General features: G+C 72.3%; 29 protein-coding genes and 1 riboswitch. Of the genes, 9 read left to right on the forward strand and 20 right to left on the reverse strand.

Annotation, left to right across the window (positions count from 1 at the left end):
* A partial coding sequence (locus ACYVKY_RS13150) for a MerR family transcriptional regulator (protein WP_460435445.1) occupies positions 1-475 on the forward strand: 475 nt, incomplete at its 5' end.
* On the opposite strand, the gene ACYVKY_RS13155 is transcribed toward ACYVKY_RS13150, so the two are convergent.
* Positions 472-2,613 (reverse strand): DNA gyrase/topoisomerase IV subunit B, encoded by a 2,142-nt coding sequence (locus tag ACYVKY_RS13155; RefSeq protein WP_460435446.1) that lies wholly within the window; start codon positions 2,611-2,613, stop codon positions 472-474. The genes ACYVKY_RS13150 and ACYVKY_RS13155 overlap by 4 nt on opposite strands.
* 310 nt (positions 2,614-2,923) lie before the next feature.
* Here ACYVKY_RS13155 and ACYVKY_RS13160 point away from each other — a divergent pair, with 310 nt between their 5' ends.
* From ACYVKY_RS13160 to ACYVKY_RS13170, 3 genes are all read left to right on the forward strand, one after another.
* Entirely contained in the window at positions 2,924-3,130 is a 207-nt protein-coding gene (locus ACYVKY_RS13160) for a DUF7455 domain-containing protein (RefSeq protein ID WP_460435447.1), read from the forward strand.
* A gap of 31 nt (positions 3,131-3,161) precedes the next feature.
* On the forward strand, positions 3,162-3,662 hold the full coding sequence (locus ACYVKY_RS13165) for a DUF456 domain-containing protein (RefSeq protein WP_460435448.1): 501 nt from the start codon (positions 3,162-3,164) through the stop codon (positions 3,660-3,662).
* Positions 3,663-3,780: 118 nt separating this feature from the next.
* Positions 3,781-5,136 (forward strand): DUF418 domain-containing protein, encoded by a 1,356-nt coding sequence (locus tag ACYVKY_RS13170; protein WP_460435449.1) that lies wholly within the window; start codon positions 3,781-3,783, stop codon positions 5,134-5,136.
* On the opposite strand, the gene ACYVKY_RS13175 is transcribed toward ACYVKY_RS13170, so the two are convergent.
* The 7 genes from ACYVKY_RS13175 to ACYVKY_RS13205 all read right to left on the reverse strand — a co-directional run bounded on the left by ACYVKY_RS13175 (position 5,059) and on the right by ACYVKY_RS13205 (position 9,549).
* On the reverse strand, positions 5,059-5,616 hold the full coding sequence (locus ACYVKY_RS13175; protein WP_460435450.1) for an AMIN-like domain-containing (lipo)protein: 558 nt from the start codon (positions 5,614-5,616) through the stop codon (positions 5,059-5,061). The genes ACYVKY_RS13170 and ACYVKY_RS13175 overlap by 78 nt on opposite strands.
* A gap of 110 nt (positions 5,617-5,726) precedes the next feature.
* Entirely contained in the window at positions 5,727-7,277 is a 1,551-nt protein-coding gene (locus tag ACYVKY_RS13180) for a polyamine aminopropyltransferase (protein WP_460435473.1), read from the reverse strand.
* A 67-nt stretch (positions 7,278-7,344) separates the two neighbouring features.
* Positions 7,345-7,770, reverse strand: coding sequence for a DUF350 domain-containing protein (locus ACYVKY_RS13185; RefSeq protein ID WP_460435451.1), 426 nt, complete (start codon positions 7,768-7,770; stop codon positions 7,345-7,347).
* 19 nt (positions 7,771-7,789) lie between these two features.
* On the reverse strand, positions 7,790-8,194 hold the full coding sequence (locus ACYVKY_RS13190) for a DUF4247 domain-containing protein (RefSeq protein ID WP_460435452.1): 405 nt from the start codon (positions 8,192-8,194) through the stop codon (positions 7,790-7,792).
* Positions 8,191-8,844 carry a DUF2617 family protein gene (locus ACYVKY_RS13195; RefSeq protein ID WP_460435453.1) on the reverse strand — a complete coding sequence of 218 codons (654 nt, stop codon included), beginning with the start codon at positions 8,842-8,844 and terminating at the stop codon, positions 8,191-8,193. The genes ACYVKY_RS13190 and ACYVKY_RS13195 overlap by 4 nt, the downstream gene beginning before the upstream one ends.
* A gap of 95 nt (positions 8,845-8,939) precedes the next feature.
* The gene (locus ACYVKY_RS13200; RefSeq protein WP_460435454.1) at positions 8,940-9,194 is read right to left on the reverse strand and encodes a hypothetical protein; all 255 of its coding nucleotides are present in this window, start codon (positions 9,192-9,194) and stop codon (positions 8,940-8,942) included.
* Positions 9,195-9,294: 100 nt separating this feature from the next.
* Positions 9,295-9,549: a hypothetical protein gene (locus ACYVKY_RS13205; RefSeq protein WP_460435455.1), complete on the reverse strand. Its 255-nt coding sequence runs from the start codon at positions 9,547-9,549 to the stop codon at positions 9,295-9,297.
* A gap of 83 nt (positions 9,550-9,632) precedes the next feature.
* On the opposite strand from ACYVKY_RS13205, the gene ACYVKY_RS13210 reads away from it, so the two are divergent.
* The 4 genes from ACYVKY_RS13210 to ACYVKY_RS13225 all read left to right on the forward strand — a co-directional run bounded on the left by ACYVKY_RS13210 (position 9,633) and on the right by ACYVKY_RS13225 (position 11,309).
* Entirely contained in the window at positions 9,633-9,974 is a 342-nt protein-coding gene (locus ACYVKY_RS13210; RefSeq protein ID WP_460435456.1) for a hypothetical protein, read from the forward strand.
* On the forward strand, positions 9,971-10,390 hold the full coding sequence (locus ACYVKY_RS13215) for a hypothetical protein (RefSeq protein WP_460435457.1): 420 nt from the start codon (positions 9,971-9,973) through the stop codon (positions 10,388-10,390). Before ACYVKY_RS13210 ends, ACYVKY_RS13215 begins: the two co-directional genes overlap by 4 nt.
* Before the next feature lie 14 nt (positions 10,391-10,404).
* Complete coding sequence (locus ACYVKY_RS13220; RefSeq protein WP_460435458.1) at positions 10,405-10,665, forward strand: hypothetical protein; 261 nt, start codon at positions 10,405-10,407, stop codon at positions 10,663-10,665.
* Between the two features lie 170 nt (positions 10,666-10,835).
* Positions 10,836-11,309, forward strand: coding sequence for a hypothetical protein (locus ACYVKY_RS13225; protein WP_460435459.1), 474 nt, complete (start codon positions 10,836-10,838; stop codon positions 11,307-11,309).
* A gap of 184 nt (positions 11,310-11,493) precedes the next feature.
* Here the strand turns inward: ACYVKY_RS13225 and ACYVKY_RS13230 are convergent, their stop codons facing one another.
* The 9 genes from ACYVKY_RS13230 to ACYVKY_RS13270 all read right to left on the reverse strand — a co-directional run bounded on the left by ACYVKY_RS13230 (position 11,494) and on the right by ACYVKY_RS13270 (position 22,149).
* Positions 11,494-11,679 carry a hypothetical protein gene (locus ACYVKY_RS13230; protein WP_460435460.1) on the reverse strand — a complete coding sequence of 62 codons (186 nt, stop codon included), beginning with the start codon at positions 11,677-11,679 and terminating at the stop codon, positions 11,494-11,496.
* Between the two features lie 59 nt (positions 11,680-11,738).
* On the reverse strand, positions 11,739-14,405 hold the full coding sequence (locus tag ACYVKY_RS13235) for a phage tail protein (protein WP_460435461.1): 2,667 nt from the start codon (positions 14,403-14,405) through the stop codon (positions 11,739-11,741).
* Between the two features lie 621 nt (positions 14,406-15,026).
* Entirely contained in the window at positions 15,027-15,800 is a 774-nt protein-coding gene (locus ACYVKY_RS13240; RefSeq protein ID WP_460435462.1) for a hypothetical protein, read from the reverse strand.
* On the reverse strand, positions 15,800-16,207 hold the full coding sequence (locus ACYVKY_RS13245; protein WP_460435463.1) for a hypothetical protein: 408 nt from the start codon (positions 16,205-16,207) through the stop codon (positions 15,800-15,802). The genes ACYVKY_RS13240 and ACYVKY_RS13245 overlap by 1 nt, the downstream gene beginning before the upstream one ends.
* 224 nt (positions 16,208-16,431) lie before the next feature.
* Positions 16,432-17,562: an AAA family ATPase gene (locus ACYVKY_RS13250; protein WP_460435464.1), complete on the reverse strand. Its 1,131-nt coding sequence runs from the start codon at positions 17,560-17,562 to the stop codon at positions 16,432-16,434.
* 1,161 nt (positions 17,563-18,723) lie between these two features.
* On the reverse strand, positions 18,724-19,617 hold the full coding sequence (locus ACYVKY_RS13255; RefSeq protein WP_460435465.1) for a tyrosine-type recombinase/integrase: 894 nt from the start codon (positions 19,615-19,617) through the stop codon (positions 18,724-18,726).
* Between the two features lie 15 nt (positions 19,618-19,632).
* A complete protein-coding gene (locus tag ACYVKY_RS13260; RefSeq protein ID WP_460435466.1) occupies positions 19,633-19,764 on the reverse strand; it encodes a hypothetical protein in 132 nt (43 codons plus the stop codon).
* 204 nt (positions 19,765-19,968) lie between these two features.
* Positions 19,969-21,486, reverse strand: a complete 1,518-nt coding sequence (locus ACYVKY_RS13265) for an RNA polymerase sigma factor (RefSeq protein WP_460435467.1) — start codon at positions 21,484-21,486, stop codon at positions 19,969-19,971.
* A 258-nt stretch (positions 21,487-21,744) separates the two neighbouring features.
* Entirely contained in the window at positions 21,745-22,149 is a 405-nt protein-coding gene (locus tag ACYVKY_RS13270; protein WP_460435468.1) for a universal stress protein, read from the reverse strand.
* Positions 22,150-22,318: 169 nt separating this feature from the next.
* On the opposite strand from ACYVKY_RS13270, the gene ACYVKY_RS13275 reads away from it, so the two are divergent.
* Positions 22,319-22,798, forward strand: a complete 480-nt coding sequence (locus ACYVKY_RS13275) for an NUDIX hydrolase (RefSeq protein ID WP_460435469.1) — start codon at positions 22,319-22,321, stop codon at positions 22,796-22,798.
* A gap of 25 nt (positions 22,799-22,823) precedes the next feature.
* On the opposite strand, the gene metX is transcribed toward ACYVKY_RS13275, so the two are convergent.
* From metX to ACYVKY_RS13290, 3 genes are all read right to left on the reverse strand, one after another.
* Entirely contained in the window at positions 22,824-23,969 is a 1,146-nt protein-coding gene (gene metX, locus ACYVKY_RS13280) for a homoserine O-acetyltransferase family protein (protein WP_460435470.1), read from the reverse strand.
* The gene (locus tag ACYVKY_RS13285) at positions 23,966-25,291 is read right to left on the reverse strand and encodes an O-acetylhomoserine aminocarboxypropyltransferase/cysteine synthase family protein (protein ID WP_460435471.1); all 1,326 of its coding nucleotides are present in this window, start codon (positions 25,289-25,291) and stop codon (positions 23,966-23,968) included. Before ACYVKY_RS13285 ends, metX begins: the two co-directional genes overlap by 4 nt.
* A 251-nt stretch (positions 25,292-25,542) precedes the next feature.
* Positions 25,543-25,657, reverse strand: a riboswitch (SAM riboswitch).
* 97 nt (positions 25,658-25,754) lie between these two features.
* Positions 25,755-26,379, reverse strand: a 625-nt coding sequence (locus ACYVKY_RS13290; protein ID WP_460435472.1) for a DUF4192 family protein, incomplete at its 5' end; no start/stop codon positions are given.

The raw sequence follows: 26,379 nt of genomic DNA on the forward strand, positions 1-26,379 counted from the left end.
GCTGGTGCGGCTGCTCGTCGCGGCGCACGCCGCCCTGCACGCCCAGCGCCTCGCCCTGGCCGCCGCCCTCACCGCCGCGGCCGCCGTCGCCGCCGAGCTCGTCGACGACGCCCTGCCGGCGGACGCGATGGGCACCGGCGAGCTCGCCCGGGCGCTCGGGGTGCCCGCCTCGACGTTGCGGCACTGGGACGCCGAGGGACTGGTCGCTCCCGACCGCGGCCCTCGCGGGGCGCGCACCTGGACGCCGGCGCAGGTGCGCACGGTGCGGGTCGTGCACCAGCTGCGGCTCGCCGGGCACCCCGTGCCGGCCGTCCGCGCGGTCGTCCCGCACCTCACGGGACCCACCGGCTGGGGCGAGGTGACCGCGCTGCTGCGCGGCCGCGGGGCCGACCTGGACCGCCGCTCGCGGTCGCTGCTGCTGGCGTCGGCCTCGCTCGTCGAGGTGCTGGGGGTGGAGGTGCGGGCGACGGTCTAGGCGTCGATGCGGTCGCGGTCGAGCCCGGCCGCGCCCTCGACGATGAAGTCCTTGCGGGGGGCGACGTCGTTGCCCATCAGCAGCTCGAACACCCGCTCGGCCCGCTCGGCGTCACCGATGCCGACCCGCCGCAGCGTGCGGTGCCGCGGGTCCATGGTGGTCTCGGCCAGCTGGTTGGCGTCCATCTCGCCGAGGCCCTTGTAGCGCTGGATCGGCTCCTTGTACCGCTTGTTCGAGCGCGCCAGCTTCTTCAGCAGCTGGTGCAGCTCGGGCTCGGAGTAGGTGTAGACGACCTCGTTCTTGGCCCGGCCCGCGCCGATCACCTCGACCCGGTGCAGCGGCGGCACCGCGGCGTACACCCGGCCGGCCTCGACCAGGGGACGCATGTACCGGAACATCAGCGTCAGCAGCAGGGTGCGGATGTGCGCGCCGTCGACGTCGGCGTCGGTCATCAGCACGATCTTGCCGTAGCGCGCGGTGTCGAGGTCGAACGAGCGCCCCGAGCCCGCGCCGATCACCTGGATGATCGCCGCGCACTCGGTGTTCTTCAGCATGTCGGTGACCGACGCCTTCTGGACGTTCAGGATCTTGCCGCGGATGGGCAGCAGCGCCTGGAAGTCGGACGAGCGCGCGAGCTTGGCCGTGCCGAGGGCGCTGTCGCCCTCGACGATGAACAGCTCGGACCGCTCGACGTCGTCGCTGCGGCAGTCGGCGAGCTTGGCCGGCAGGGACGAGGTCTCGAGCGCGTTCTTGCGGCGCTGGGTCTCCTTGTGCACCCGCGCGCTGATCCGCGCCTTCATCTCGGCGACGACCTTCTCGAGCACCGAGGCCGCCTGCTGCTTCTCGCCCCGCTTCGTCGAGCTCAGCAGCGCCGTCAGCTCCTTCTCGACGACGCGCGAGACGATGCCGCGCACCGCCGAGGTGCCGAGCACCTCCTTGGTCTGGCCCTCGAACTGCGGCTCGGCCAGCCGGACGGTGAGCACCGCCGTCATGCCGGCGAGCACGTCGTCCTTCTCGAGCTTGTCGTTGCCCGCCTTGAGCCGGCGCGCGTTCTGCTCGACCTGCTTGCGGAAGGTCTTCAGCAGGGCCGCCTCGAACCCGGACTGGTGCGTGCCGCCCTTGGGCGTGGCGATGATGTTCACGAACGTGCGCAGGGTGGTGTCGTAGCCGGTGCCCCAGCGCAGCGCGACGTCGACGACGCACTCGCGCTCGACCTCGGTGGGCTCGAGGTGCCCCATCGCGTCGAGCACCGGCACGGTCTCGGTGAAGTGGCCGGTGCCGTGCAGGCGCCAGACGTCGGTGACGCCGCCGTCGTGGGCGAGGTGCTCGACGAACTCGCTGATGCCGCCCTCGTGGACGAACACCTCCTCGTGCGGTCCGCTCTCGCCGGGCGTGCCGGGCAGGCCGCGCTCGTCCCGGACGGTGAGCCGGAGCCCGGGCACCAGGTACGACGTCTGCCGGATGCGGGTGACCAGCTCGTCGTAGGTGAACGAGGCGTCCTTGGTGAAGACCTGCCGGTCGGCCCAGTAGCGGATGCGGGTGCCCGTGACGCCCTTCTTCGCCCGCCCGACGACCCGCAGCTCGGAGCGGTCGGTGAACGCCTCGAACGAGGAGTCGGGCGCCGGGCCCGACCCGGCGTCGGCGAAGACGCCGGGCTCGCCGCGGCGGAAGCTCATCGCGTACGTCTTCCCGCCGCGGTCGACCTCGACGTCGAGCCGGGCCGACAGCGCGTTCACCACGCTGGCGCCCACGCCGTGCAGGCCGCCGGACGCCGCGTAGGACCCGCCGCCGAACTTGCCGCCGGCGTGCAGCTTGGTGAAGACCACCTCGACGCCGGACAGGCCGGTCTTGGGCTCGGCGTCGACCGGGATGCCACGGCCGTCGTCGTGCACCTCGACCGAGCCGTCGGGGTGCAGGATCACCGCGATGGCCGACGCGTGCTGGTCGAGCGCCTCGTCGACCGCGTTGTCGATGATCTCCCACAGGCAGTGCATCAGGCCGCGCGAGTCGGTGGACCCGATGTACATGCCCGGCCGCTTGCGGACGGCCTCGAGGCCCTCGAGGACCGACAGGTGGCGGGCGGTGTACGCCTTCGGGTCGGCCTTGGGCCGGGTGGTCGTGGTGGAGCTCGCGGGCACCGTCCGAGCCTAGCCCCGGCCCCCGACGGCACCCGGCAGGGCGCGCCTGGGGCCCCGTGGATGCACCCGGGCGGTCACGATCGGGTGACCCGGTTCACAACGAATCGGCTACGCGCGCAGCGAACACGCCCCGGCCGCGGAACCGGGAAGGATCCGGTGTGGTCTGATGGTTGAGCCAGGCGATGGAACGACCGATGAACCCAGGGAAACCGACGGGCACGACGGCTCCGAACCCCGGTGCGACGACCCGTACGACCAGCTCCACGAGCACCACCCGCACCACCACCGACGGCACCAGGAGGGACCGACCGTGACCACGACGCTCGCCAACCACCTCACCGCTGCCGACCGGTGCGACCGCTGCGGCGCGCAGGCCTACGTCCGCGTCGTCCTGTCGTCCGGCGGCGAGCTGCTGTTCTGCGCCCACCACGGCCGCGCCCACGACGCCCGGCTGCGTGAGCTCGACGCCGACATCACCGACGAGAGCGCGCGGCTGTCCGAGGAGTCCGCCTCCTGACACCGGGCGGGGCCCGGTAGGGTCCTCGCCCGTGGACGCGCTGCGCGACGACATCACCGTCATCTGCGGCATCGCGATCTTCGTCGGCGTGCTCGGCACGCTGCTCCCCATCCTGCCCGGCGGCCTGCTCATCGCGGCCGCCGTGCTGGTCTGGGCGCTCGTCGTGCAGACCCTCGGCGCCTGGATCGCGCTCGGCGTCGTCGTCCTGCTCCTCGGCGCCGGCGCCCTGCTGAAGTACCTGACCGCCGGCCGCGTCATGGTCCGCTCCGAGGTGCCGAACAGCTCGCTGCTCGTCGCCGGGCTGGTGGCGATCCCGGCCTTCTTCCTCATCCCGGTCATCGGGCTGGTGGTGGGGTTCGTCGTCGGCCTGGCCGCGATGGAGTACCACCGGCTGCGCGACTGGCGGGCGGCGCGCTCGTCGTCGCTGCTCGCGCTCGGCGCGGTCGGGCTCGGCATCCTGGTCGAGCTCGGCGCGGCGCTGCTCGCCGCCGCCGCCTGGGGCGTCGCGGTCTGGCAGGGCGCCGCGGGCTGACAGCCCGCACCACGAGCACCGACCCCGGCCGTTCGGCCGGGCGTCCGTCGACCGGTGGACGACCGGGTCGGCCGGTCGGCAGATGCCCCGCCCCCGGGTGCGCCGCGACGATCGGTGCATGGACGCCACGACCAGCACCCCGACCGGCACCGCCACGACCGGCACCGCAGCCCCGGCCGCCCCGCGCGGCCCCGTCACCGCCCGCGAGCGCGCGCTCGCTCCCGACCTGGCGCGCGGGGCGATGCTGCTGCTCATCGTGCTGGCCAACACCCCGTACTACCTGTGGGGCCTGGAGCACGGGCTGACGTCGGGCCACCCGCTCACCGGTTCGCTCGCCGACCGCGCGGTGCAGGCGGTGATGCTGGTCGCGGTCGACCTGCGCACCTACCCGATGTTCGCCTTCCTGTTCGGCTACGGCATCGTCCAGCTGCACCGTCGTCAGCAGGAGGCCGGTGTGCCCGAGCGGGGCGTGCGCCGGCTGCTGCGTCGCCGCCACTGGTGGCTGCTGGCCTTCGGCCTGGTGCACGCCGCCCTGCTGTGGGAGGGCGACATCCTCGGCATCTACGGCCTCGTCGGTCTGGTGACGTGCTGGCTGTTCCTGCGCCGCAGCGAGCGGGTGCTGCGGGTCTGGTCCGGCGTGCTGCTGGGGCTGATGGTGGCCGGCACCGCGCTGGTCGTCGCCTACGCGTGGTCGGTGCGCGACCTGCTCACCGTCGACGACGTCGGGTCCGGGCCCGACCTCGGCAACGCGATCGCGAACCCCGACTACCTGGCCTCGGTCGGCGACCGGCTGGTCACCTGGACGATCCTGCTGCTGCTGCAGGGCGTGTTCACGCTGGTCGTGCCGCTCGTGGTGCTGCTCGCGTTCCAGGCGGCCCGCCACCGCGTGCTGGAGGAGCCCGCACGCCACCTGCCGCTGCTGCGGCGCGTCGCCGTCGCCGGGCTGACCGTCGGCTGGCTCGGCGGCCTGCCGGGTGCGCTGGCCCAGCTCGGCGTGCTCGAGGTGCCGGACGGCGTCGCGTGGGCGCTGTTCCCCGTCCAGGCCACGACCGGCCTGTTCGCCGGCGTCGGCTACGTCGCCTGCTTCGGCCTGCTGGCCCACCGGCTGTCGGTGCGGGCCGGTGGGCAGGGGCGGGTCGTCGGGGCCGTCCGGGCGCTCGGCGAGCGGTCGCTGTCGGGCTACCTCGTGCAGTCGCTGCTGTGCGCGCCGCTGCTCGCCGCCTGGGGCCTCGGTCTCGGACGCCACCTGTCGTCGTGGTCGATGGCGGTCGTGGCCGTGGGCGTCTGGCTGCTCACCGTCGCCGGCGCGGCGTGGCTCGCGGCCGGCGGCCGACGCGGCCCGGCCGAGGTGGCGTTGCGGCGCCTCACCTACGGCCGGGCAGCGGTCGGCACGAGCTCACCAGCGGTGACCGACGTCGATCACCAGGCGCGACCCGTCCCCGGGGCCGTCGAGGGCGAGGACGCGGAACGGTAGGCGGGCGCGGACCCCGAGGCCGATCGTCGTCTGCCCCTCGAAGCAGCCCGCGTAGGCGACCTGGCGGAACGTGCGCCAGCCGGCCACGTCGACGAGCTCGGCCGGACGGGCCGGGTCCCAGTGCACGTGGCCGAGCCGGTCGACGACCGGGTTGCGCACGACGACCTGCAGGTCGGCGCCGCCGCGCAGCGGCACCGGGAACCCCGAGCCGTCCTGCACCACCTGCGGCACGTAGCGCACGTCGTACCCGGCGACGTCACCGTGCACGTCGACGACGAGCCGGTCGAAGCAGGCGTGCCGGCCGGCGCGGACCCCGTCGATCGCGTCGACGTCCATCCGCAGGTCGGACTCGGGCAGGGAGCCCCACACCTGGCCGCAGAACGGCGCCGCCTGCGCCGTGCCGGGGGCCAGCGAGGTGGCGAGGCCGACGGCGACCGCGAGCGCGGTCAGCCGCAGGGAGCGGGAGAGCCAGCGGGACATGACGACCTCCTCGTCGCCGGGGTGGGCGCCGCGGGTGCGGCGTCCACCCTGACCACGCGCTCGGCCGCCGCCGCGTTGACGTGGTCCCACTGCCCGAAGGTGCAGCGGCGTCAGCGCGAGGTGCGCCACTCCGAGCGGACGAGGTCGAGGATGCGGGGACGGTCGAGCGTCGACGGCACCGCGTCGTCGCGGAGCCGGTCGGGCGAGAACACCTGCGCCGCGGCGAGGGTGCGCGCGTCGAGCGAGCGGGCCGCCGGACCGTCCGGGTCGAGGTCGAGGACGGGACGCTCCTCCCCCGCCGCGGTGGCGAGCACGAAACCCCAGTCGCCGAAGCTCGGGACGTCGACGTGGTACGGCAGCGTCTGCAGGCCGGCGGCGCGCATGCCGGCCTCGATGCACCAGAACGTGTTCGGCGCCCACGAGGGCGACCCGGCCTGCACGACGACGCGCGCCCCGGGAGCGAGCACGTTCGTCAGCAGCGAGTAGAACTCCTGCGAGTAGAGCTTCGCCGTCCCGACCGAGTCGGGGTCGGGCATGTCGACCACGACGACGTCGTAGCGGTCGGGCGCGGTGCGCAGCCAGGCGAACGCATCGGCCGCGACGACGTCGACGCGCGGGTCGAGCAGCGAGTCGTCGTTGAGCTCGCGCATCCGGTCCCACCCGGTGGCGAGCTCGGTCATCGCCGGGTCGAGCTCGACCTGGGTCACGCTCGCCACCGCGTCGTGGCGCAGCACCTCCCGGGTGGCCATCCCGTCGCCGCCGCCGAGCACGAGCACGCGCTGGTGCGTCCCCGTCATCGCGGGGTGGACGAGCGCCTCGTGGTACCGGTACTCGTCGGTGCTGGAGAACTGCAGGTCGCCGTTGAGGTACAGCCGCAGCTCGGGATCGCCGCGCAGCGTGACGCCCTCGGTGACGACGATCTCCTGGTACGGGGTGTCGAGCGCGCGCACCACCGGAGCGGCGTAGAGCGCCTGGCGGGCCACCACCTCGAACGGCGCGACCAGGCCGAGCGTCGCGAGCAGCGCCGCCACCACGACCGCGGTGGCCAGGGCCAGCCCGGCCCGCGCCCGGCGGGAGATCTCGCGGCGGAACAGCCACAGCACCACGCCGGCGCCGGTGAGCGCGTTCACGACGCCGACGACGAGCGCGCCGCGCATGTGGCCGAGCAGCGGCAGCAGCAGGAACGGGAACGCGAGACCGCCGACGAGGGCGCCGAGGTAGTCGGCGGCGAACAGGTCGGCGACGGCCGAGCCGGCGTCCTGGCGCCGGATGCGCTGCAGCAGCGTCATCAGCAGCGGGATCTCGGCGCCGATGAGCACCCCGAGCACCGCCGCCACGACGGGCACGCCGACGCCGTAGACCTTGAGCCAGGCGAACGTGGCGTAGAGCGCGAGCACGCTGAGGCCGCCCAGCAGGGCCAGCACGAGCTCGACGACGGCGAACCCGAGGGCTGCCCTCGGCTGCCAGCGCTTGGCCAGCAGGGCGCCCACGCCCATCGCGCAGACCATGACGGCCAGGACGGTCGAGGCGTGCCCGACGGTGTCGCCGACCAGGTACGAGCCCTGCGCGATGAGGGCGAGCTCGTAGACCAGGCCGCAGGCGGCGCAGACGAAGACGGCCAGCAGGACGGCGAACCGGGCCGGCCCGGGCGCGAGCGGCAGGTCGGCGACCGGTCCGGGCGGTGCGGGCTCGGCGGTCTCGGTCGTCGGGGTGGTGCTCAGCGCCGGCTCAGGAGATCGAGGCGGCGACGATGACGCCGACGGCCACGTGCAGCACGGCGGTGACCCAGGCGGCGGGGTGCTGGCGCTCCTCGACGAGGGTGTCGCCCAGCTTGCCCGGGGTGGCGACGTCGACGATGCCGAACGTGACGGCGAGCATGACGATGCCGAGCAGCCCGTAGACCGCCGTCGACAGCAGGCCGGCGCCGAGCTGGTCCTCGCTGGTGAGGATCGCGGTGACGATGACGATCGCGATCGAGACCAGGCCGGAGCCGAGCACGATCGAGGCGTTGACGTTGCGCTGCTTCCAGATCAGCTCGCCCAGCTTGCCGGGGGTCAGCAGGTCGACCACCGCGTAGCCGAGGGCGAGCAGCACGACGCCCACCCCGAGGTAGGCGACGCTGGCGATGCTGCCGTCGACGAGGTCCGTGGTCATCTGCGGTCTCCCTGTCTGCTCACTTGCCGTCGTCGTCGGTGCCGCTGTCGGCGGGACCGAACTCCTGGCCGACGTCGTCGAACCAGCGCTGCCGTCCTGACTCGTAGCCGTCGAGCAGCACGAGGGTGCCCGCCGCGCCCGCACCCGCCGCGGCGAACCGGGCGATGTGGTCGTCGTAGCGCAGGTAGGTGGCGTCGCCGGCGTCGACGCGGTCGACCGGCTGGGCCTTGTCGGACACCGTCGACACCGCGGCCGACACGTCCGAGTCGGTGGTCCAGGCCTGCGCGGTGCCGTCGTCGTCGCCGCTGGAGCGCTCGAACACCTCGTCGAGGACGCCCTCGACGTCGGTGCCCAGGCCGCAGCCGGTGACCAGCAGCACGGCCGACAGCGCGGCCGCGAGCAGCAGCCTGCCCCTGCGGATCATGGTGCCCCCCTCGTGGTCCCCGTCCCGGACGGGCGCCGTGCGGCGCCCACGACCTCACCCGGGCCGTCGCAGACCGTACACGCCCCGGACCGCTCCCCGGGGACGCCGTGCACAGGTACCCGCAGCGTCGTGGACGTGCGGACGACCTCGCCCGCCTCGGGGTAGGTGTGCCAGGTCGTCCAGCCGACCTCGACCTCGTCGCCCACCCGCCCGCGCACGGGCTCGATCGCGGTCACGGCGTGCCGGCGTCCGGGGAAGACGCCGACGAGCGCGTCGGGTGCGTCGCCGAGCCGGCGCAGCAGGTCGTCGACCGCGCGGGCGACGCCGTCGGGGTCGGTGCGGTGCACCGTCGAGGCGAACCGGTAGCCGGTGCGTCCCACCTGCTCCTCGTGGCGCTCCGGGAGCCCGCCCGCGCGCCCGGGGAGGCAGGCGACCACCTCGGACAGCACCGGCGAACCGTCGTCGTGCGGGCACCGCACCCGCACCTGGTGGCTGGCCCCGAGCACCCGAAGCTCGAGCGCCGCCCCCGGCAGCAGGTCGCCGAGGTCGACGGCGGACGCGCACAGCGCGTCCTGCTCCGGCTCCCCCAGCGACCACGACAGCGCCGCGGCGCTCGCGTCGACGAACGGGACGGCGAGCGGGATCAGCACGACTCGCCCCCCGTGGTCACGGCCGACACGGTACTGCCGCGGACGCGGTCGGGACGCCGGCCGTCCCCAGGGGCGTCCGGCCGCGACGCAGGCCGCTACCCGCGTCGGCCGCGGACCGGCCCGCGCCGACGGTCGTGCCGCCGTCCCTGCAACCACCGGTGGACCCCGAGCGAGATCGGCGCCAGCGCGAGGCCGACGTGGAGGACGGCCGTTCCGTAGGAGCCACCGGTCGGTGGCACGAGGGCGAACAGCACCGCCGGCGGACCGAAGGCGACGGGCAGGGCCAGGAGCCGGTCCACGAGCGAGGCCGACCAGCTCGAGCCGTGGTACCGCAGCCGGTAGTCCCCCATCGCACCAGGATGACGATCCGCCGAGGGGTCCCGCGGGCGAACGCGACGACGCCCCGCCACCCGCGGTGCGGGGACGGGGCGTCGTGGGTGGTGCGGGACCTCAGTCGAGGTAGTCGCGCACTAGGAGCCACTGAGCGCTGTGCGTCTGAGCGGTGTGAACTCGCAGGTCAGGAGCGGTGTGGGGTGAAATATCCTGCACTGAGGAGAGCGCGGCGTGACTGTCTACGTCTGTTGCCACTGCGGGCAGCACCGCATCCAGATCGGCGACCACCACACCTGCACCTGTGATGTCTGAGACGCCGACCAGCATCGACTGAAACACCGTCGTCGATGGGCAGTGCTCGCGCTGCGGCATCGACGTGGCAGTGGCAGACCACCTCCCCCCTGCTCTCGTCGCGGCTGTGCGACGAGTGCGCCAACCCGAAGGAGAGCGCGACCATGACCGAGAACGACACCACCACCGACGCCACCCTCGTGACCCGCTGGGAAAAGCCGTCCTGGGCGACCGGAGCCAAGCAGTTCGACGACAACATCCGCTGGACCCGGACGCCGATGACGACCGCGTTCCGCACCCCCGAGAACGCCACGGAGCAGACCGTCCCGGTGCCCGTCGAGGTGGAGGCGTACCAGAACGACTGGGTCGCTCTCGGCCCCGTCGGGGTTAGCGTCGAGCGTGACGCGGTCGAGGTGCTGATCGGTGGGGACTCCCTGACCGTGACCGAGGCACGCAAGCTCGCCGCGGCGATCCTGGAGGTCTGCGACGCGGTGGAGCTGTCGTGACCTCCGTCGTCGCCGTGCAGCCCCTGAACCTGCTCGTGCTCAGAGACCCTGACCGCCGCCCGGGCGGCGACATGATCGTCGGGACCAGCACCATCATGGTGTGGACCGTCTCCGCCGACGGGGTTACCCAGTGGGGCGCAGACGCACTCATGGCAGCCTGGGAGTGGCTGATCGAGAACGCCTGGGACCTCGAGTCCGGATGCCTGGAGGGGTTCCGGTCCTTCGACCTGCTGCTCGCCGCCACTGACGACGAGGACGAATCGATCGTGCGATTCGTGCTCGAGGCCGGGCACCTGCAGTTCGTCCTGTCGTCCCAGCACTTCACCCCGGCGACGGTCAGCGCGCTCACCGTTGGCCTGCGGGAGTACTTCGTCAGCCAGGGCGCCGTCGCGCCGCACCGGCCGCGAACGCTGTGACGCTACCGTTCAGCATGGACTCGCGCGCCGAACCGGACTGGATCGTGCTCCGGGCCGGGCCTGGGTTCCGCGAGGTCCAGGAACTGCCTTTCCCTGACGGTCACTGGCTGGACCGCAACAAGATCGCCGGCTACGCGGCGAACGAGCTCGTCCGCAAGGCTGGCCAACTGGCCTTGATGCTGCCCGGGCTCCCCCTCCTTGCGCTGCATCCCACCGACGAGTTCGTAGAGCAGGACGGCGTCGTCGGGCAGGTCTTCTTGGTGCTGCCTGGATAGGGCCCCCTAGACGCCAGGAGCCCCGGACCATGAGGTCCGGGGCTCCTGGCACAACGACTGGTTGCTGTCAGGCGTCCACTAGCTCCGAGTGCTTCTGAACAGCCGACAGGTCCCACCCTGAAGTGGGTGCTCCGCCAGCCATGCATGAAGAAGGAAGACGAGGAGGAGTCGTGAGCGCGCACGTCGGCTTCACAGGTGAGTTCCAAGCCGCCGACATCACCGCCGAGCAGCTTGAGCGTGCTGCTGGCGAGATCATGAACGCTCTTCTCGAGCTGGAAGAGACCGGCTGTGGCATCCACAACCCCGCTGTCTCCGCCGACCTCATCCGATCCGTCGTCACTATCGAGGTTGATGGCGAGGCGGATGACTTCGAAGCCGCGCAAGCACTGATCGACTCGTGCATCCGTTCAGCAATCCACAAGGTCGGGGGCGCCACCCCTGGGTGGGACCTTGCCGTAGTTCGGATCACTCGGTGTGAGGTGAAAGAACCGGTGATGGTTCCCGCACGGACACTTGAGTTGATAGTAGGTCGGCGGATCCTCGATCCTCCAACCGGCCTCATGAACCCTCTCCAAGACCTCCTCAAGGTCCTTGCGGGTGTGCTTCTTCCAGTACCCCAATCGGCAGTACACCTCCCCCGCTGAAGACCCTGCAACCGCTGTTGGGGCAGCGTAGGGCGTCGAACGGTGGACTCGCGGGGATTGGGACCTCCCAGTTGGGCATTCGAAGCATTCGTTTGCATAGGTTTGCTGCGCCTATGGCACGTGGTGAGCCAGCTCCAGGCCCTTCGCGATCAACATCGTCTCGACAGTGACCGGGCGGGGCAGGTCAAGGTCCCACCTCGTCAGGGTCGGTCAGGTTGTAGCCCTGAGCCGCCATCTCGAGGGCCTGCTGGTGCAGGTGTGCCTGGGCGACCGTCAGCGCACGGAGCTGTGCGTTGCTCATCTGGTTGGTGTAGGTCAGGGCGGCCATGACGCCCCGCTCGCCCGGTTGCTGGACGAGCAGGGTCGTCATGGCGACGGCGTCCCGGACTGCCTGGTCCGGGTCCGCCCCGGCGGGTCGGTGCCGGCCCATCAGACGGCTCCGAGCAGGCCAGCCAGGGCCATGCCGTCACGCTGCTTCGCGGCGATCTTCCGGGCGACGGTGTCGGGGTCCCACCCGACCGGGGCGTTGAAGATGACGTCGCCGCCACGGCCGAGGGCTGCTGCTCCGCCTGCCCCGGCGAACGACCCAGCGGTGAGGCTGTTCATGGCGCCGGTGATGGCCGACCCGTTCGACTTGATCGGGTCCAGGAGCATCTCGACGATCTTGCCGCCGGCGTAGCCGTTGTTGAGCACCTTCAGCGGGCCCTCGCGCACCGGGGAGCCGGGCAGGAACTTGGCGATCTCGTCCGTGATCGAGGACATGACGCGGCGGATGCTCTCGATCCTGGAAGCGATGCCGTCGATCAGGCCCTGGATGACCTCCTGCCCCTTCTCGTAGAGCAGGGACCCGAGGTCGCCGATGGCGGCGGCGACCTTGCCGGGCAGCTCACCCAGGGTGGTGACGACGTCCCCGACCTTCTCCGCAACGCCGGTCTTGATCTTGCCGAACGCCTCGATGAACTTGTCCTTGAACGCGACGACGGCGGTGCCGGCGATGCTGAACGAGGTGGCCAGGGTGTCCTTCATGCCGAGGACGGCCTTCACCAGGGTCTCTGTCCACGCGATGAGCGCTGTCAGCCCGGCGCTGGTGGTGGCGATGGTCTGCTGCACGGTCTCGTTGGTGGTGATGAAGTCCAGGAACGACCCCACCGCACCGAGGACCGCGCCGGTGATCGCCAGCACCAGCGGCGCGAGCGTGGCGGCGAGCTCGATGAGCTGGATCCAGTACGGGGCGCCCTGGGCGAGCACCTCGACGATCTGCGGCAGCACCGGCAGGAGTTGGTCGAGGAACTGCAGCGCAAGGTCCGTCAGGACGGGCAGCAGTGCGGACACGACGGGCAGCAGCTCGATGAACGCGTCCGCGATGGCGGGGATGACGCCCGTGGCGAGCTGACTGAACACCTCGCCGACCGAACGTCCCAGCTCGCCCAGGACGGGCGCGAGAGCGGCTAGCAGCGGCGGCACGGAGGTCGCCACCGCGTCGATGACGGGGATCAGGGATCCGGCGACGGCCTGCAGGCTCGGTGCGAGCGCGGAGAAGAACGCGACGATCGACGGGCCCAGTGCGGCGGCCAGTTGCTCGAACGCCGGCGCGAGTGTCTGGATGACCGGGCCGATCGCGGACACCAGTGAGCCGAGGACGCTGCCGACCTGCTGCGTGAGAGTGCCCAGCAGCGGCCCGACCGCCCCAAGGACACCCGGCAGGACCGTGGTGAGGGCGTCCAGGAAGGTCCCCAAGCCGGCCTGAGCCGCAGTGAAGAACGACGACAGCCCGGACTGCACCTCCGGGCGGGCGAGCAGGTCAGCGAACGCACCAGTGACCGACTCGAGCGTTCCGAGGAACCCACCGCCGGACGCGTTGGCGGCGGCGAACAGCGACCCGAACGCGTCACCGATGTTGCCGAGGGCGCGCCCGAGCTGCCCCACCGCGTCCAGGGCGGTCTGCATGAACGCCTGCAGCGACCCGTCGGCCCGGGCCTGGGCGATGAACGCACCGAACCTGGCGGACGCGTCAGCGAGGCCGCGGGCGAACTCCGGGTAGAAGCCGCTACCCACGACGGCCAGGTCCCGAAACGCCTGCGTCAGCGGCGCGGCGGCGTTGGCGATGCCGGCGAACAGCGCGGTGGTGTTGCTCAGGCCCGTCTGCGCGTCGACCAGGGACTGCTGAGAGTTCAGGACATTGAGGATGCCCGCAGCGGCGCGACCGAGCTGGCCGGCGACGTTGCCCAGTCCGTCCGACAGCAGCGGGATCCAGTTGTTCCCCAGGTCGCGGATCGGGCCGACGAGGATGCCGAAGAAGTTGTCCTGCACCGTTGCGCGGAGGGCGCCGAACTCGTCCTTGAGGCCGACGACGATGTCGCGTACCTGTGCGGCCGGACCTGCGGCGTCCTTCAGCCCGGTGAATGCAAGAGCGAGAGCGCCAAGACCTGCGGCGCCGGCGAGACCCAGGGCGGGCAGGAACGCCACCAGCCCCGCGACCTGACCCAGCGCGGCGATGAGCCCACCGGTGACTTGCACAGTGGACGCCAGTGCCGCGCTCAGTCCCGCGAACGCGAGGGCTGACAGGCTGGCGAACTTCGCCAGCGACTCCACATTGCCGACGATCCCGCCGAACAGGTTCCGCGGCAGGCGGAGGATGCGGTTCAGCAGCGGCAGGGCGTTGCCCCGCTGATTCACCTCGACGTTCATCGTCCGGTCCCGCAGCGCCGTCCGCAGGCGCGTCTCGAACGCCGTCACGTTGGGCTCGAGGTTGATCGGGATCGGCCGCTGCCGCGCGTAGGCACGGAACTGCGCCCAGAGCTTCACGAAGTCCCGCCTGGCCTGAGCGACGTCCAGGTTGAGCGGCATCCGCAGTCGGTACGCAGCCATCTGCGTCCGGGCACGACGAACCGCGTCGTCCGTGTCGAAGAAGATCTTGACCGGGTGGGCGCGGGCGTACGCGACCATCGCCCGATACGCCTCGACATAGCTCAGCAGCAGCGGGCTGCGCTCCACCTTGACCGGGACAGCGAGGCGCCTACTGACCGCCTGTAGCTGCGCACGGAAGTGCGCGGCGTCGACCTGCAGCTTCACACCCAGCGAGGTGGTGCGCTCCATGCGCTGCAGCGTCTTGAGCAGGTCCGGACGGAACAATGTCGCGTCAGGGACAACGCGGATCGACACCCGACCCGCAGAACGACCACCAGGACTCCTAGCCATTACGCACCATCCTTCTCGTCATTAATTCCAGCCAGCACTTCACGCGCCCGCTGCTGCACACCCAGCCCCGGCCAGCCCCACGGCTGCACCACCGGGTCCCACTCCCACGTCGCCCACACCTCGAGCGCGGGCACCGAGCAAGCCACCCCCGCGTCCCGCGTCTGGCCCGGATGCCGGTGAGCCCACCGCCGGCACGTCTCCCCGCACCACACCCGCGCCGGCCCCTGCCGGATGGCGGGCGGCAGCACCACCAGGCATGCCCTGCACCGCGGGAACCGGCTTAGATCAGTCACGGGTGTAAACCCCCAAACCTGTGCGCACAGGCAGCGTCTGAACGCTCCGGCATTACGCCGTGGGGGTGGGGGGAGGGGTGGATGGGGGCCGACAGCGGCGCTGGCGAGGCTGCAGGTGACGCGGGCGCCGTACCTCGCCCGTCCTCGGTTGTCCTCACCATCGCTCCCGGTGCCCGTGTACCTGCGGAACGGGCGTGGGTGACGTTGACGCCGCTGTCGGTGGTCTTCATCGCCTCGGTGCTCCCCAGCTCGGGTTGATGCCGAGGCTGGCGTCGGAGTCACCGTCGGTGGTGTCGACGACCAGGGGCCGGCGGTTGCGCTTCTCGATGGCGGCGGTGTTGGCGGCGGTGTCGACGAGGTTGTGCAGGGTCAGGTCGTCGGCGTGGGCGAGGCGCAGCCACTTCTGCTGGAACGTCTCGCGGCCGTTGTGCCAGGGCAGGTCGGTCGCGGTGAAGCAGGCGGCCCAGTAGATGTCGCCGTGCGCGTTGTGCGGGGCGAGGTCGAGCATCGTCGCCTGAGCGATCCGCAGACCGCCGAGGTCGTCAAGGGTCGCGGTGGCCTGCGCCAGGTGTCGCCATGCACGGACGGCCTTGTCGCCGAGGTCGATTACCGCGTCCGAGGTGTGGTGCGGGCGGATGCCGGCGGCGACGGCTGCACGGACCTGCTTGACCGCGGCGTCGAACGTGGGGCGCAACTGGTCGAGTGCGTCGTCGGCGTGCTCGATCAGGGCGTCCTGCAGGGCTGCTCGCAGCTCGTCCTGGGTCGTGGTGTTCGCCATCCCGAGGTCGTTGGCGAGGCCGCGGCTGAGGGCCTGGTCGACCATCCGCTGCAGCACCGTGTTGGTGGGTGCCTCGAGCAGGTCCACCGGCTCGGGCTGCGGGACGGGGTTGGTGCGCAACCACTGAGCGGTCTGCACGCCGTGGTTGATGCGGTCGGTCAGGGTGACGCCGGCGGACGTGTACCGGTCGATGAGGGCGAGGACGTCGCCGAGGTGCGGCATCAGATGTTCTCCTTCTGCGCGTCGCGGTAGGTCTTGCCGGAGGCCCAGTCGGACACGCGGCGGATGGCGGCGGTCAGGCCCTCGTGGTCGATGCGGGCGTGCGGGTCGTGCCCGTACTGCTCGATGAGGCCGTGGACGACGGCCGGGTCGGGCTCGGCGGCGACGGCGTGCCTGATGGCGTAGGGGAGGTCGAGCAGCCTCTCGGGGTCGAGGCCAGATGCGGTGGTGGTGGGGACGTGGCTGCGGCCGTTGCCGAACAGCCGCGGCGGCTCGGACTCCCCGAGGGCGACGGCGTAGGTCTCGGCGTTGACGCCGCGGTAGTCGTCGGCGATCGGGTTGACCGCGTAGGGGTCGATGCGGGTGCGGCGGCCCTCGGTGACAACGGACGGGACTTCGATCTCAGGCATTGCGGGTCCTCTCGATGAGCTGGCGGCGCCAGCGGATGGCCTTGGTCTTCTTCTTGCGTCGGTGGGTGGGCCAAAAGTGCTCGCCCCTGCGGCTCACTGGGTGTCCTCCTGGTGGATGGCGACTGCTCCGCAGTCGGGGCAGCGGTCGATGCGGAATCGGCGTCCGTCCGACAGTCGGGTGCGGCTTGAGGTCGGCGGCGGCAGATCGCAACGAGGTCGGTGGTTCACAGCAGTTCCCCGACTTCTGGACCCTGCGTTCCGCGTTCCTGACCCCCACCCCCAGGAACGGAGGAACGCAGGTCCCTCCACTCCCGGAGAGCGCGTGTGGCGCGGTCGCTGCCCCACTTGAGGCGGCCCTTGACGTCGTCGACGGAGGCAGGCGGTGGGGCCAGTGCGTCCAGCTCAGCGATGTCGTCGAGAGGGACGAGGCCGGGTGCGCGGTCGTCCTTGCGCGGAGCGGCGATGCGCCACTGCAAGACGTCGTCGATCTGCTCGAGGACGAACGTGCCGGCGTAGGGCTCACGTTCACCGGTCTCGCAATGCCGCCTCAGGCCACCATGGCGGTCCTTGTGGACGGTGATGGCCGCTGCCCCACCCACACCGGGGGTGAAGGCGTCCTTGACGACAACTCGCAGGCTGACTCCGCCGATGGCGCGCTTCTTCGCTGCTGTACCGGTCGGGCCGGACGCTCGGGACTCCTGCGCCTTCGCGAGGTGGTCGATCAGAATCACCGCCGCGCCCGCGCGAGCGAGCGGCTTGCAGACCGCAGCGTGGACGGTGCTGTAGTCGTCCGGGCTGTTGGACGATAGGCCGAACAGCGGGATGAGCTCTCCGACGCTGTCAACGACGGCCACTGCTGGACGCCAGGCGGCGCATGCGGCGACGACCTGCGCCAGGTGCCCGCGGTCATCCGGCTCGACGTACCGGAAGAACGCCAGGTCACCAAGGACCGCAGGGTCAGCACCCAGGGACAGCAGGCGGTCGATTGTGGCGCTGGGGCCGTTGTGGTCGAGGTCGAGGAACAGCACCTTCCTGCCGTCCGCCAGAGCCTCGACGCAGGCGGCGACAGCCAGCCAGGTCTTGCCGCTCTCGGGGTCGCCGAACACGGCGTTGACCTGGCCGGAGTAGAAGAGCGCATGCCCGTCGGTGCGGCGAGCGAGCACCGGCTTGGGCGGGTCGGGAAGCCCGCCAGCGAGCATGCCTGCGACGTCGAAGAACAGCCCAGGGTCGTGTTCCGCGTTCCTGGGGGTAGGGGGTAGGAACGCAGGAACGCCCTGTTCCTCCGTTCCCGGAACGTTCCCGAGGAACGCGGAACGCTCGTCCTGCCAGTCACGTTTGACCTCGAGCGCGCTCATGCCGCCCTCCTCTGCAGGAGTGGCTGCCAGGACGCCTCGCACTCTGCGACGGTCGGAACCGGCTGCGCCGTGCGGAAGTTCGCTTCGCGGATGGCGACCAGCTCGGCGTACGTCCGGGACGTCGGTACACCAAGGCCGCGGACGTATCGCGCGACGGGTAGCCAGGCGCGGCGGATCTCATCCTCGAGCTGTTCACGCCCGATCGGGATGCCGGCCATCAAGCCGGACATGTACCCGGCCCAGTACCCGGGCAGTCGGGTCATCGCCGCGCGCTCGTTCAGCGCGTCCGGGTCCCACTGAGAACTTGTCTGTGCGACAGTAGGGACAACAGATGCCGCCGCCACGCTGCTCTGAGAGACGGTCCCGTTGCCCGCGGGGCCGTTTCGTCGTCCGGGGGTCAAGCGACAGCCCGCCCGGATCGGCGGGCCTGCGCGGACCGTAGTGCCAGACGCATGAAGTACGCGCGACGCGCGTTCTCGACTCGCTTGCCCCGCTCCTCAGGGCTCAGCCGGCGCTCGGGGTCGACTTCGTCTTCGAATCGCTTGTTGAAGGCGGCGCGCGCGGGGGACGTCGCGGCGGTCCGGTCAGGCTCGTTGGCCCACCGGGTGTTTGCTGCGATGGACGCCGACAGAAAGCGGTCTGCGGGGTCGAGACTGCGGGTCACGGGGGACCTCCATGAAGCAACACAGATCGAGTGCTTCACGGAAGTGCGTCATCGGCGGCTCCGTGCCCACCGGCCACTAGGGCTATTGCGCATAACGCTAACAGGCGTTGTGCGCGATCAGGTCATCGACGTCCGCGTGTCGCGCGCCCCGGTCGCACTGGCCGAGTCCAGGCGCGCGACGGCTTGGGCCCACGTCCACCGCTGGATCTGCCGCTCCCCGGTGCGCTTCTCGCATGCAGCGCATCTGCCGAGGATGGCGTCTGGTGCGGCCGTCATCGATTCGGCCTCGACGAAGATTCCCGGGTGTTGCCAGACGGCGTTACCTCGTCCGTCCGACCACCAGGCCTCGTCTCGACCCATCTTCCAGGCGTCGGGGACGGAACTTCGCAGTAGGCGTCCGAGCTCGTGACGTTCGTCGAGGGCGCACAGGAGCACGACGCGCAGATCGGCGATGAGGAAGTCCGTGGATGCGACAACGTCCCTGCTGCGCCGGCGGCTCACACGTCCCCCAGGTTGAGCTTGCGCGCCTCGTCCGCGGCCCGGGCCGAGGCCTGCGCCTTGGTGTAGCGCATGAGCATGTCGGGGCGGGTCCAACCGGCAACGGCCATGAGCCCGCCCTCGGATCCGCCTGCAGCGAGCCAGCGGTGCGCCGCGGTGTGGCGCAGCCGGTGCGGCCGGAAGTCCGCGATCCCCGCCACGGCAGCCCGGTGGGCGAGTGTCTTGTGCAGGGCGTAGTAGGAGAACTCTTTGCCCCGGTCCCCCACCCACAGCGTCGGTGACGCAGCCAGGCGGTGGGTGCGGCGGACCCGCAGGTACCGGTCGAGCGCCCGGGAGGTCTGCGGGCCGAACGGGACGACCCTGCCCTTGCCGCCCTTGCCGCGGCGGACGACCGCGGTGCCGGCGCTGAGGTCGATGTCGGCCACCTGCAGCGCGACTACCTCCCCCGCCCGGGCGCCGGTCTCGAGCATGAACCGGATGACGGCCTCGTCGCGGCGCTCGCGCAGCTCCTTCCCGGCGCACGCGGCGATCAACGCCTTCAGCTCGGCCTCGGTGAGCGGGTCGACCACCTTGGTGTCGAGCCGCGGCGCCTTCAGCCCGAGCAGGCGGTCGGTGTTGGCCTCGTCCTCCTCAACCAGCCATGCGGAGAACCGGCGCAGGGCGAGCTGGCGGGCGCGGGCCGTGGCGGGCTCGGCACCGTCCTCGAGCAGCGTGTTCGTGAAGGCGTTGACGCTGGCTCGGTCGAGCACGGCTGGTCGGTCAGCAGCCTCGCACCAGGCAAGGAATCGGCGCACGCCGTCGCCGTAGGACTTCACGGTCTGCGGTGACTTGCGTTCGGCTCGCAGTGCCAGCTCCCAAGACGGAAGCAGGGAGGCGAGGTCAGGGCCCGCCATGACCAGCCTTTCGCTTCACGAGCCAGCCTCGTACCGCTGGCGCCGCTTGCGGTAGTCGACCCAGAACGACAGCGGGGCGATGACGATCAGCCCGAGCAGCGCTCCCAGGTAGAACGGGAGCACGTCGGTGAGGATCAGGACGCCCACGATGAGAGCCCAGACCAGCACTACAGCGCGGACAGCGATCTGAACCCGCCTGCTGAGCCCACCGCTGGGCGCTTCGCTCTGAGTCATGCCGCCCAGAGTAGCGCGATATCTGGACTAGGAGCGCTGTGCGGTGTTACCTTCGGCGTGTCAGGCCCCGCGAAACCGGGTCTGACCTGCGATAACACCGCACAGCGGCTCCGCGTCTCAGTCGAGGTAGTCGCGCAGCACCTGCGAGCGCGACGGGTGGCGCAGCTTGCTCATCGTCTTGGACTCGATCTGACGGATCCGCTCGCGGGTCACGCCGTAGACCTTGCCGATCTCGTCGAGCGTCTTGGGCTGGCCGTCGGTGAGGCCGAACCGCATCGAGACCACGCCGGCCTCGCGCTCGGACAGCGTGTCGAGCACCGAGTGCAGCTGCTCCTGCAGCAGCGTGAACGACACGGCGTCGGCCGGGACGACCGCCTCGGAGTCCTCGATCAGGTCGCCGAACTCGCTGTCGCCGTCCTCGCCGAGGGGGGTGTGCAGGGAGATCGGCTCGCGGCCGTACTTCTGCACCTCGACGACCTTCTCGGGCGTCATGTCGAGCTCCTTGGCGAGCTCCTCCGGGGTGGGCTCGCGGCCCAGGTCCTGGAGCATCTGCCGCTGGACGCGGGCGAGCTTGTTGATGACCTCGACCATGTGCACCGGGATGCGGATGGTGCGGGCCTGGTCGGCCATCGCGCGGGTGATGGCCTGGCGGATCCACCACGTCGCGTACGTCGAGAACTTGAAGCCCTTGGTGTAGTCGAACTTCTCGACCGCGCGGATCAGACCGAGGTTGCCCTCCTGGATCAGGTCCAGGAACTGCATGCCGCGGCCGGTGTAGCGCTTGGCCAGCGACACCACGAGCCGCAGGTTGGCCTCGAGCAGGTGGTTCTTCGCCATCCGCCCGTCGTGGGCGATCCACTCGAGCTCCCGGCGCGCGGTCGGGGTCAGCTTCTGGCCCGAGTGCAGCTTCTCGTCGGCGAACAGGCCCGCCTCGATCCGCTTGGCGAGCTCGACCTCCTCGCCGGCGTTCAGCAGCGCGACCTTGCCGATCTGCTTCAGGTAGTCCTTGACCGGGTCGGCCGTGGCGCCGGCGGTGGCCACCTGGACCGCGGGCGCGTCCTCCTCGTCGTCGTCGGCGAGGGTGAACGACTCGTCCTTGGTCTCCTCCTCCGCGGCGGCGGCGGTGTCGGCGTCCTTGGGCTCGGCGCCGTCGACGGCCTCGCCGTCGGCCGGGGCGGCCTCGGCCGCCGCGCCGGCGGTCTTCTTCGCAGCCGTCTTCTTGGCCGCGGTCCTGGTGGCGGCCGCCTTCGCGGGGGCCTTCTTCGCGGCGGCCGGGGCTGCCTCCTCGACGACCTCGGCCGCGGGCGCCGCCTTCTTCGCGGGGGCCTTCTTGGCCGCGGTCTTCTTCGCAGCGGCCTTCTTCGTCGCCACGGTGGTGCTCGAGGAGCGCGTCGACGTCGCCGCGGCGGCGCGGTCGGCGCGGCCGACGACGTCGACCTCGACCTGCACGCCCGCGTCGTCGAGCGCACGCAGCACCGAGCGCATCCTCGCCATCGGCACCTCGGCCTGCTCGCAGGCCTCACGCAGACGGCTGGCGCGCACGGAGCCGGTGGACCGGCCGGCGCGCAGGACGTCCTGCAGCGCGGGGTGGGAGAACTCGGAAGGGAGGGGACGGTTGCTGGCGACCGACGTCACGGACTGCCTCTCAGTGGTGGAACCTGGGTCGTGACCCACCGCACCGCGCGGGGCGGTGGCGCGGGCGGGCCATGGGGTACAACGCCCGACGGGCCCGTTCTGTGCCCCGCCCGACCGGTTCGAGGGCGTGCGGCGGCAGAGGGTCTGTCAAGCGCTCCATTGTGACACGTGCCCACCACGGAGCCCGACCAAACCCCTCGCGCGGCGGGTTCACCCGCACGCGCGCACCGCTCCCGAGGGGGCACCCGCCCCCGTGGCTCAGTCCTCGTCGGCCTTGACGGCCAGCACCGGGCACGGCGCGTCGAGCAGGATGCGCTGCGCGTTCGAGCCCAGGATCAACTTGCCCACCGGCGTGCGGCGGCGCAGCCCGATGACGATGAGCTCGGCCGAGGTGTCCTCGGCGACCTTCACCAGGTCCTCCGCGGGCTCGACGCCCCGGACGAGCTGGCGCACCTCGTGCTCCACCCCGGCGTCGTCGAGCTGGCGGCGCACGAGGTCGAGCTCCTCCTCGTACTTCGCGGCGTCCTCGCGGTCGAGGTCGCGGCCGCCGCGGTTGCTGTTGATCACCACCAGGCGCGCGTTGCGCAGCCGGGCCTCCGCGGACGCGGCGCGCAGCGCCGCCTTGCCCTCCTTGGTGGCCACGTACCCGACGACGATCGACATCGCTGCCTCCCTCTGGCTGGTGCGCTCCCCGGCCGCGGGGCGGCCGTGGTGGGCGACGCTACCGGACGGCGGCCGCACGGCAAGGTGTGCCGGGCCCCGCGGCGCCGCACCGCGTCGCCGCACGGACCGGAGCGCGGGCGGGACCGCAACGGCCCGTACGCTCGCGGCCGTGGGCGCGCTGGACGGCAACGGGTGGGTGGAGTGCCGCTGCGGGCTGCGCCACTGGGGCGTGCACGGCGCCGCGGGCCTGCTGCTGCACCGCCCGGCGCCGCAGCCCGAGGTCCTGCTGCAGCTGCGCGCGCCGTGGACCCACCAGGGCGGCACCTGGGCGCTGCCCGGCGGCGCCGCCGACAGCCACGAGGACGCCGTCGAGGCGGCCCTGCGCGAGACCACCGAGGAGACCGGCGTGCCCGCGGCGGCGGTGCGGGTGCTCGGCACCGTGCTCACCACCGACCACGGCGACTGGAGCTACACCACCGTCCTCGGGTCGCTCGTCGACCCGGGCGTGCGCCCCGTCGCCGCGAACGAGGAGTCGGTGCGGCTGGCGTGGACGCCGGTCGACGCCGTCGCGGCGCTCGACCTGCACGCCGCCTTCGCCCGGTCGTGGGCCACGCTGCGGGCCCGGCTCGTCGAGCTGCTCGACGCCTGAGCCCCCCGCGACTGAGAGGGGCGGGTCAGCGGGCGCTGGCGTGCCCGCAGAGCAGCGCCTGCACCAGGCCGGCGACCGCCTCGACCTCGATCAGGAACCCGTCGTGCCCGTACGGCGAGGAGACGACCTCCACCCCCGCGCAGCCGGGGACGCCGTCCGCGATCTCGCGGCTCTGCGCCAGCGGGTAGAGACGGTCGCTGTCGACGCCGGCCACCACCGTCGTCGCCGTGACGCGCGACAGGGCGGCCGCCACGCCGCCCCGTCCGCGGCCGACGTCGTGGGAGTTCATCGACTCGGTGAGGACGACGTAGGACCCGGCGTCGAACCGGCGGGCGAGCTTGCCGCCGTGGTGCTGCAGGTACGACTCGACCGCGAAGCTGCCGCCGCGCCCGACCCCGGGTCCGGGCTGCTCGCTGCGACCGAAGCGCAGGTCGAGCTCGGCCCCGCTGCGGTACGTGGCGTGCGCGATCTGCCGGGCCACGGCCAGGCCGGCCACCGGGCCGCGGCCGTCACCGACGTGGTGGTAGTCGCCGCCCAGCCAGGCCGGGTCGCTCCGGATCGCGTCGAGCTGGGGCGAGCACCAGGCGATCTGGTCGCCGCTGGCGGCGGCGGTCGACGCCAGCACGGCCAGCCGCGCGACCCGGTCCGGGACGGTGACCGCCCACTCCAGGGCGCGCATGCCTCCCATCGAGCCGCCGACCACCAGCTGCCAGGTGCCGATGCCGAGCGCGTCGGCCAGAGCGATCTCGGCGGCGACCTGGTCGCGCACGGTGACGTAGGGGAACCGGCTGCCCCACGGGCGGCCGTCGGGCGCCGTGCTGGACGGGCCGGTCGTGCCCTGGCAGCCACCCAGCACGTTCGGCGCCACCAGAAACCAGCGGTCGGTGTCGATGGCCGCGCCGGGGCCGATCAGCCCCTCCCACCAGCCCGGCGTCGGGTGCCCCGGGCCGGCGGGACCGGTGACGTGGCTGTCCCCGGTGAGGGCGTGCAGCACCAGCACGGCGTTGTCGCCGTCGGGTGACGGCGTCCCCCACGTCTCGTAGGCGACGCGGACGCCGGGCAGGCGGTCGCCGCTCTCGAGCGCGAGCGTGCCGACGTCGACGAACCGGCGGCGCCCGGGCTCGTCGCCCTCGCGCCACCCGCCGCCGTGCTGGTGCTGCTCGTCGGTCACTGCGCGAGGTCGCCCTTCGCGGCGGTGAAGCCCTGCTCGAGGTCGGCGAGGATGTCGTCGACGTGCTCGAGGCCGACGGCCAGGCGCACCAGGCCGGGCGTCACGCCGGCGGCGAGCTGCTCCTCGGCCGTCAGCTGGCTGTGCGTGGTGCTGGCCGGGTGGATCACCAGCGAGCGCACGTCGCCGATGTTGGCCACGTGGCTGTGCAGGGTGAGGCCGTCGACGAACCGCTTCGCCGCCTCGGCGCCGCCGTCGAGCTCGAACGCCAGCACCGCCCCGGCGCCGCGAGGCGCGTACTTGTCGGCCTGCGCCTTCCACGGGCTCGACGCCAGGCCGGCGTACGCCACCGAGCGGACGTCGGCGCGCGCCTCGAGCCACTGCGCCACCGCCGTGGCGTTCTGCACGTGCCGCTCGATCCGCAGGCTGAGCGTCTCGAGCCCCTGGGCGATGAGGAACGCGTTGAACGGCGACGCCGCGGGGCCGAGGTCGCGCAGCAGCTGCACCCGCGCCTTGAGGATGTAGGCGAGGTTCGCGCCGAGGGCGCTGCCGACGCCGAGGTCCTTGCCGTAGGTGAGGCCGTGGTAGCTCGGGTCCGGGGTGTTGTACTGCGGGAACCGGTCCGGGTGCTGGGCGAAGTCGAAGGTGCCGCCGTCGACGATCACGCCGGCGATCGCGGTCCCGTGCCCGCCCAGGTACTTCGTGGCCGAGTGCACGACGACGTCGGCACCCCACTCCAGCGGCCTGATGAGGTACGGCGTGGCCACCGTGTTGTCGACCACCAGCGGGACGCCGACCTCGTGCGCGACCCCGGCGACGCCCTCGATGTCGAGCACGTCCTGCTTGGGGTTGGAGATGGTCTCGGCGAAGAACGCCTTGGTGTTCTCCCGCGCGGCGGCCCGCCAGGAGTCCAGGTCGTCCGGGTCCTCGACGAAGGTCACCTGGATGCCGAGCTTCGGGAACGTGTGGTGCAGCAGGTTGTAGGTGCCGCCGTACAGGCTGGGGCTGGCCACGAGGTGGTCGCCCGCCTCGGCCAGGTTCAGCAGGGCGATCGTCTCGGCCGACTGCCCGGACGCCAGCAGCAGCGCCCCGACGCCGCCCTCGAGGTCGGCGATGCGCTGCTCGACGGCGTCCGTCGTCGGGTTCATCAGGCGGGTGTAGATGTTGCCGAACTCGCCCAGCGCGAACAGGTTCTCGGCGTGACGGGTGTCGTCGAACACGTACGAGGTGGTCTGGTAGATCGGCAGCGCGCGGGCGTTCGTCGCGGTGTCGGCGCTCTGGCCGGCGTGGATCTGACGGGTCTCGAAGGACCAACCGGTGGTCATGGGTGCGATGTCTCCTGTGTCGTCGGGGTGCAGCAGTCGTCGTGGCTGCTGCGTCGCGGTGCGCGAGGTCCGGCCGTCGACGGGTCGGGGGGCCGGCGTGCGGCGGCACCGGTGGGAACCGGTCCGCGTCAGGTCGGTCGCGGGCCCGGGGACGGGCACGGCGACCGCGGCACGGTGCTGCGGAGCGGCGTCAGGGGCGACAGGAACGGTTCACGGCGAGAGCCTCCAGGTCCGAGGGGCCCACACGACCGGGCCCGCGCTTGCCCGCCGGCGAGGGCCGACGGACCTGGTCATCACCCGGGGCACCCCACCGCGGAGGAGGGTTGCCGGCCAGCGAGCCGGGGCTTGGCGCTGGCGCTCATGACCTGCGACCAGGGTACGAACACGCCTCCGGCAGCGGCAACCGACCCCGACGGCCGTCTCGCTGCGCGAGACGCTGCGGCCGCTCCCCGAGACGCGCGGGTCAGTCCGCCGCGAGCCGCCCCCACGGGCCCTCGATCAACCGTCCCCACCCGTCGTCCGGGCGCTGCCCGGCCCGGCCGCCCGGTCGCCGGGCCCTGCCCGCGCGGCGCGCCCTCGCCCAGGCCGGCGGGGTGCCCACCCCGAGCGCGTCGGCCACCAGCCGGGCCAGGCCCTGGTCGCGGTGGGAGCGCAGCCCGGCGTCGGCGAGGTCGTGCGCCAGCGCGCCGTCGCCGCTCCACCACGACGCCCAGGCGAGCACCGCCAGCGGGTCGGCCCGGCGCGGGCCCTGCGCCAACCTCGCCACCGCGAGCAGCACCTCCCGGCCGGGACGCAGCACCTCCTCGACCGGCGACAGCGCCGGCCCGCTCGCCGCGCCGAAGAGCTGGTCGAGCGCCTCGTCCGTGCGCTCGGTCGGCCCGCACAGCGCGAGCTCGTCGACGACCACGTCGTCGACCCCGGCCAGCGACAGCACCACGGCGTCGCGGGTCCACGGGTCGTCGAGCGCGGCCAGCACGCCCGCGGCGGCCGTCTCGTCGACCGGCTCGCCCGCCAGGCACCGTCGCCAGGCCTGCAGGTGCCGCAGCCGCGCCGTCGGCCCCACCGGTGGGGCCGTCGCGCGGCGCACC

It is taken from the genome of Angustibacter speluncae (assembly GCF_054777815.1).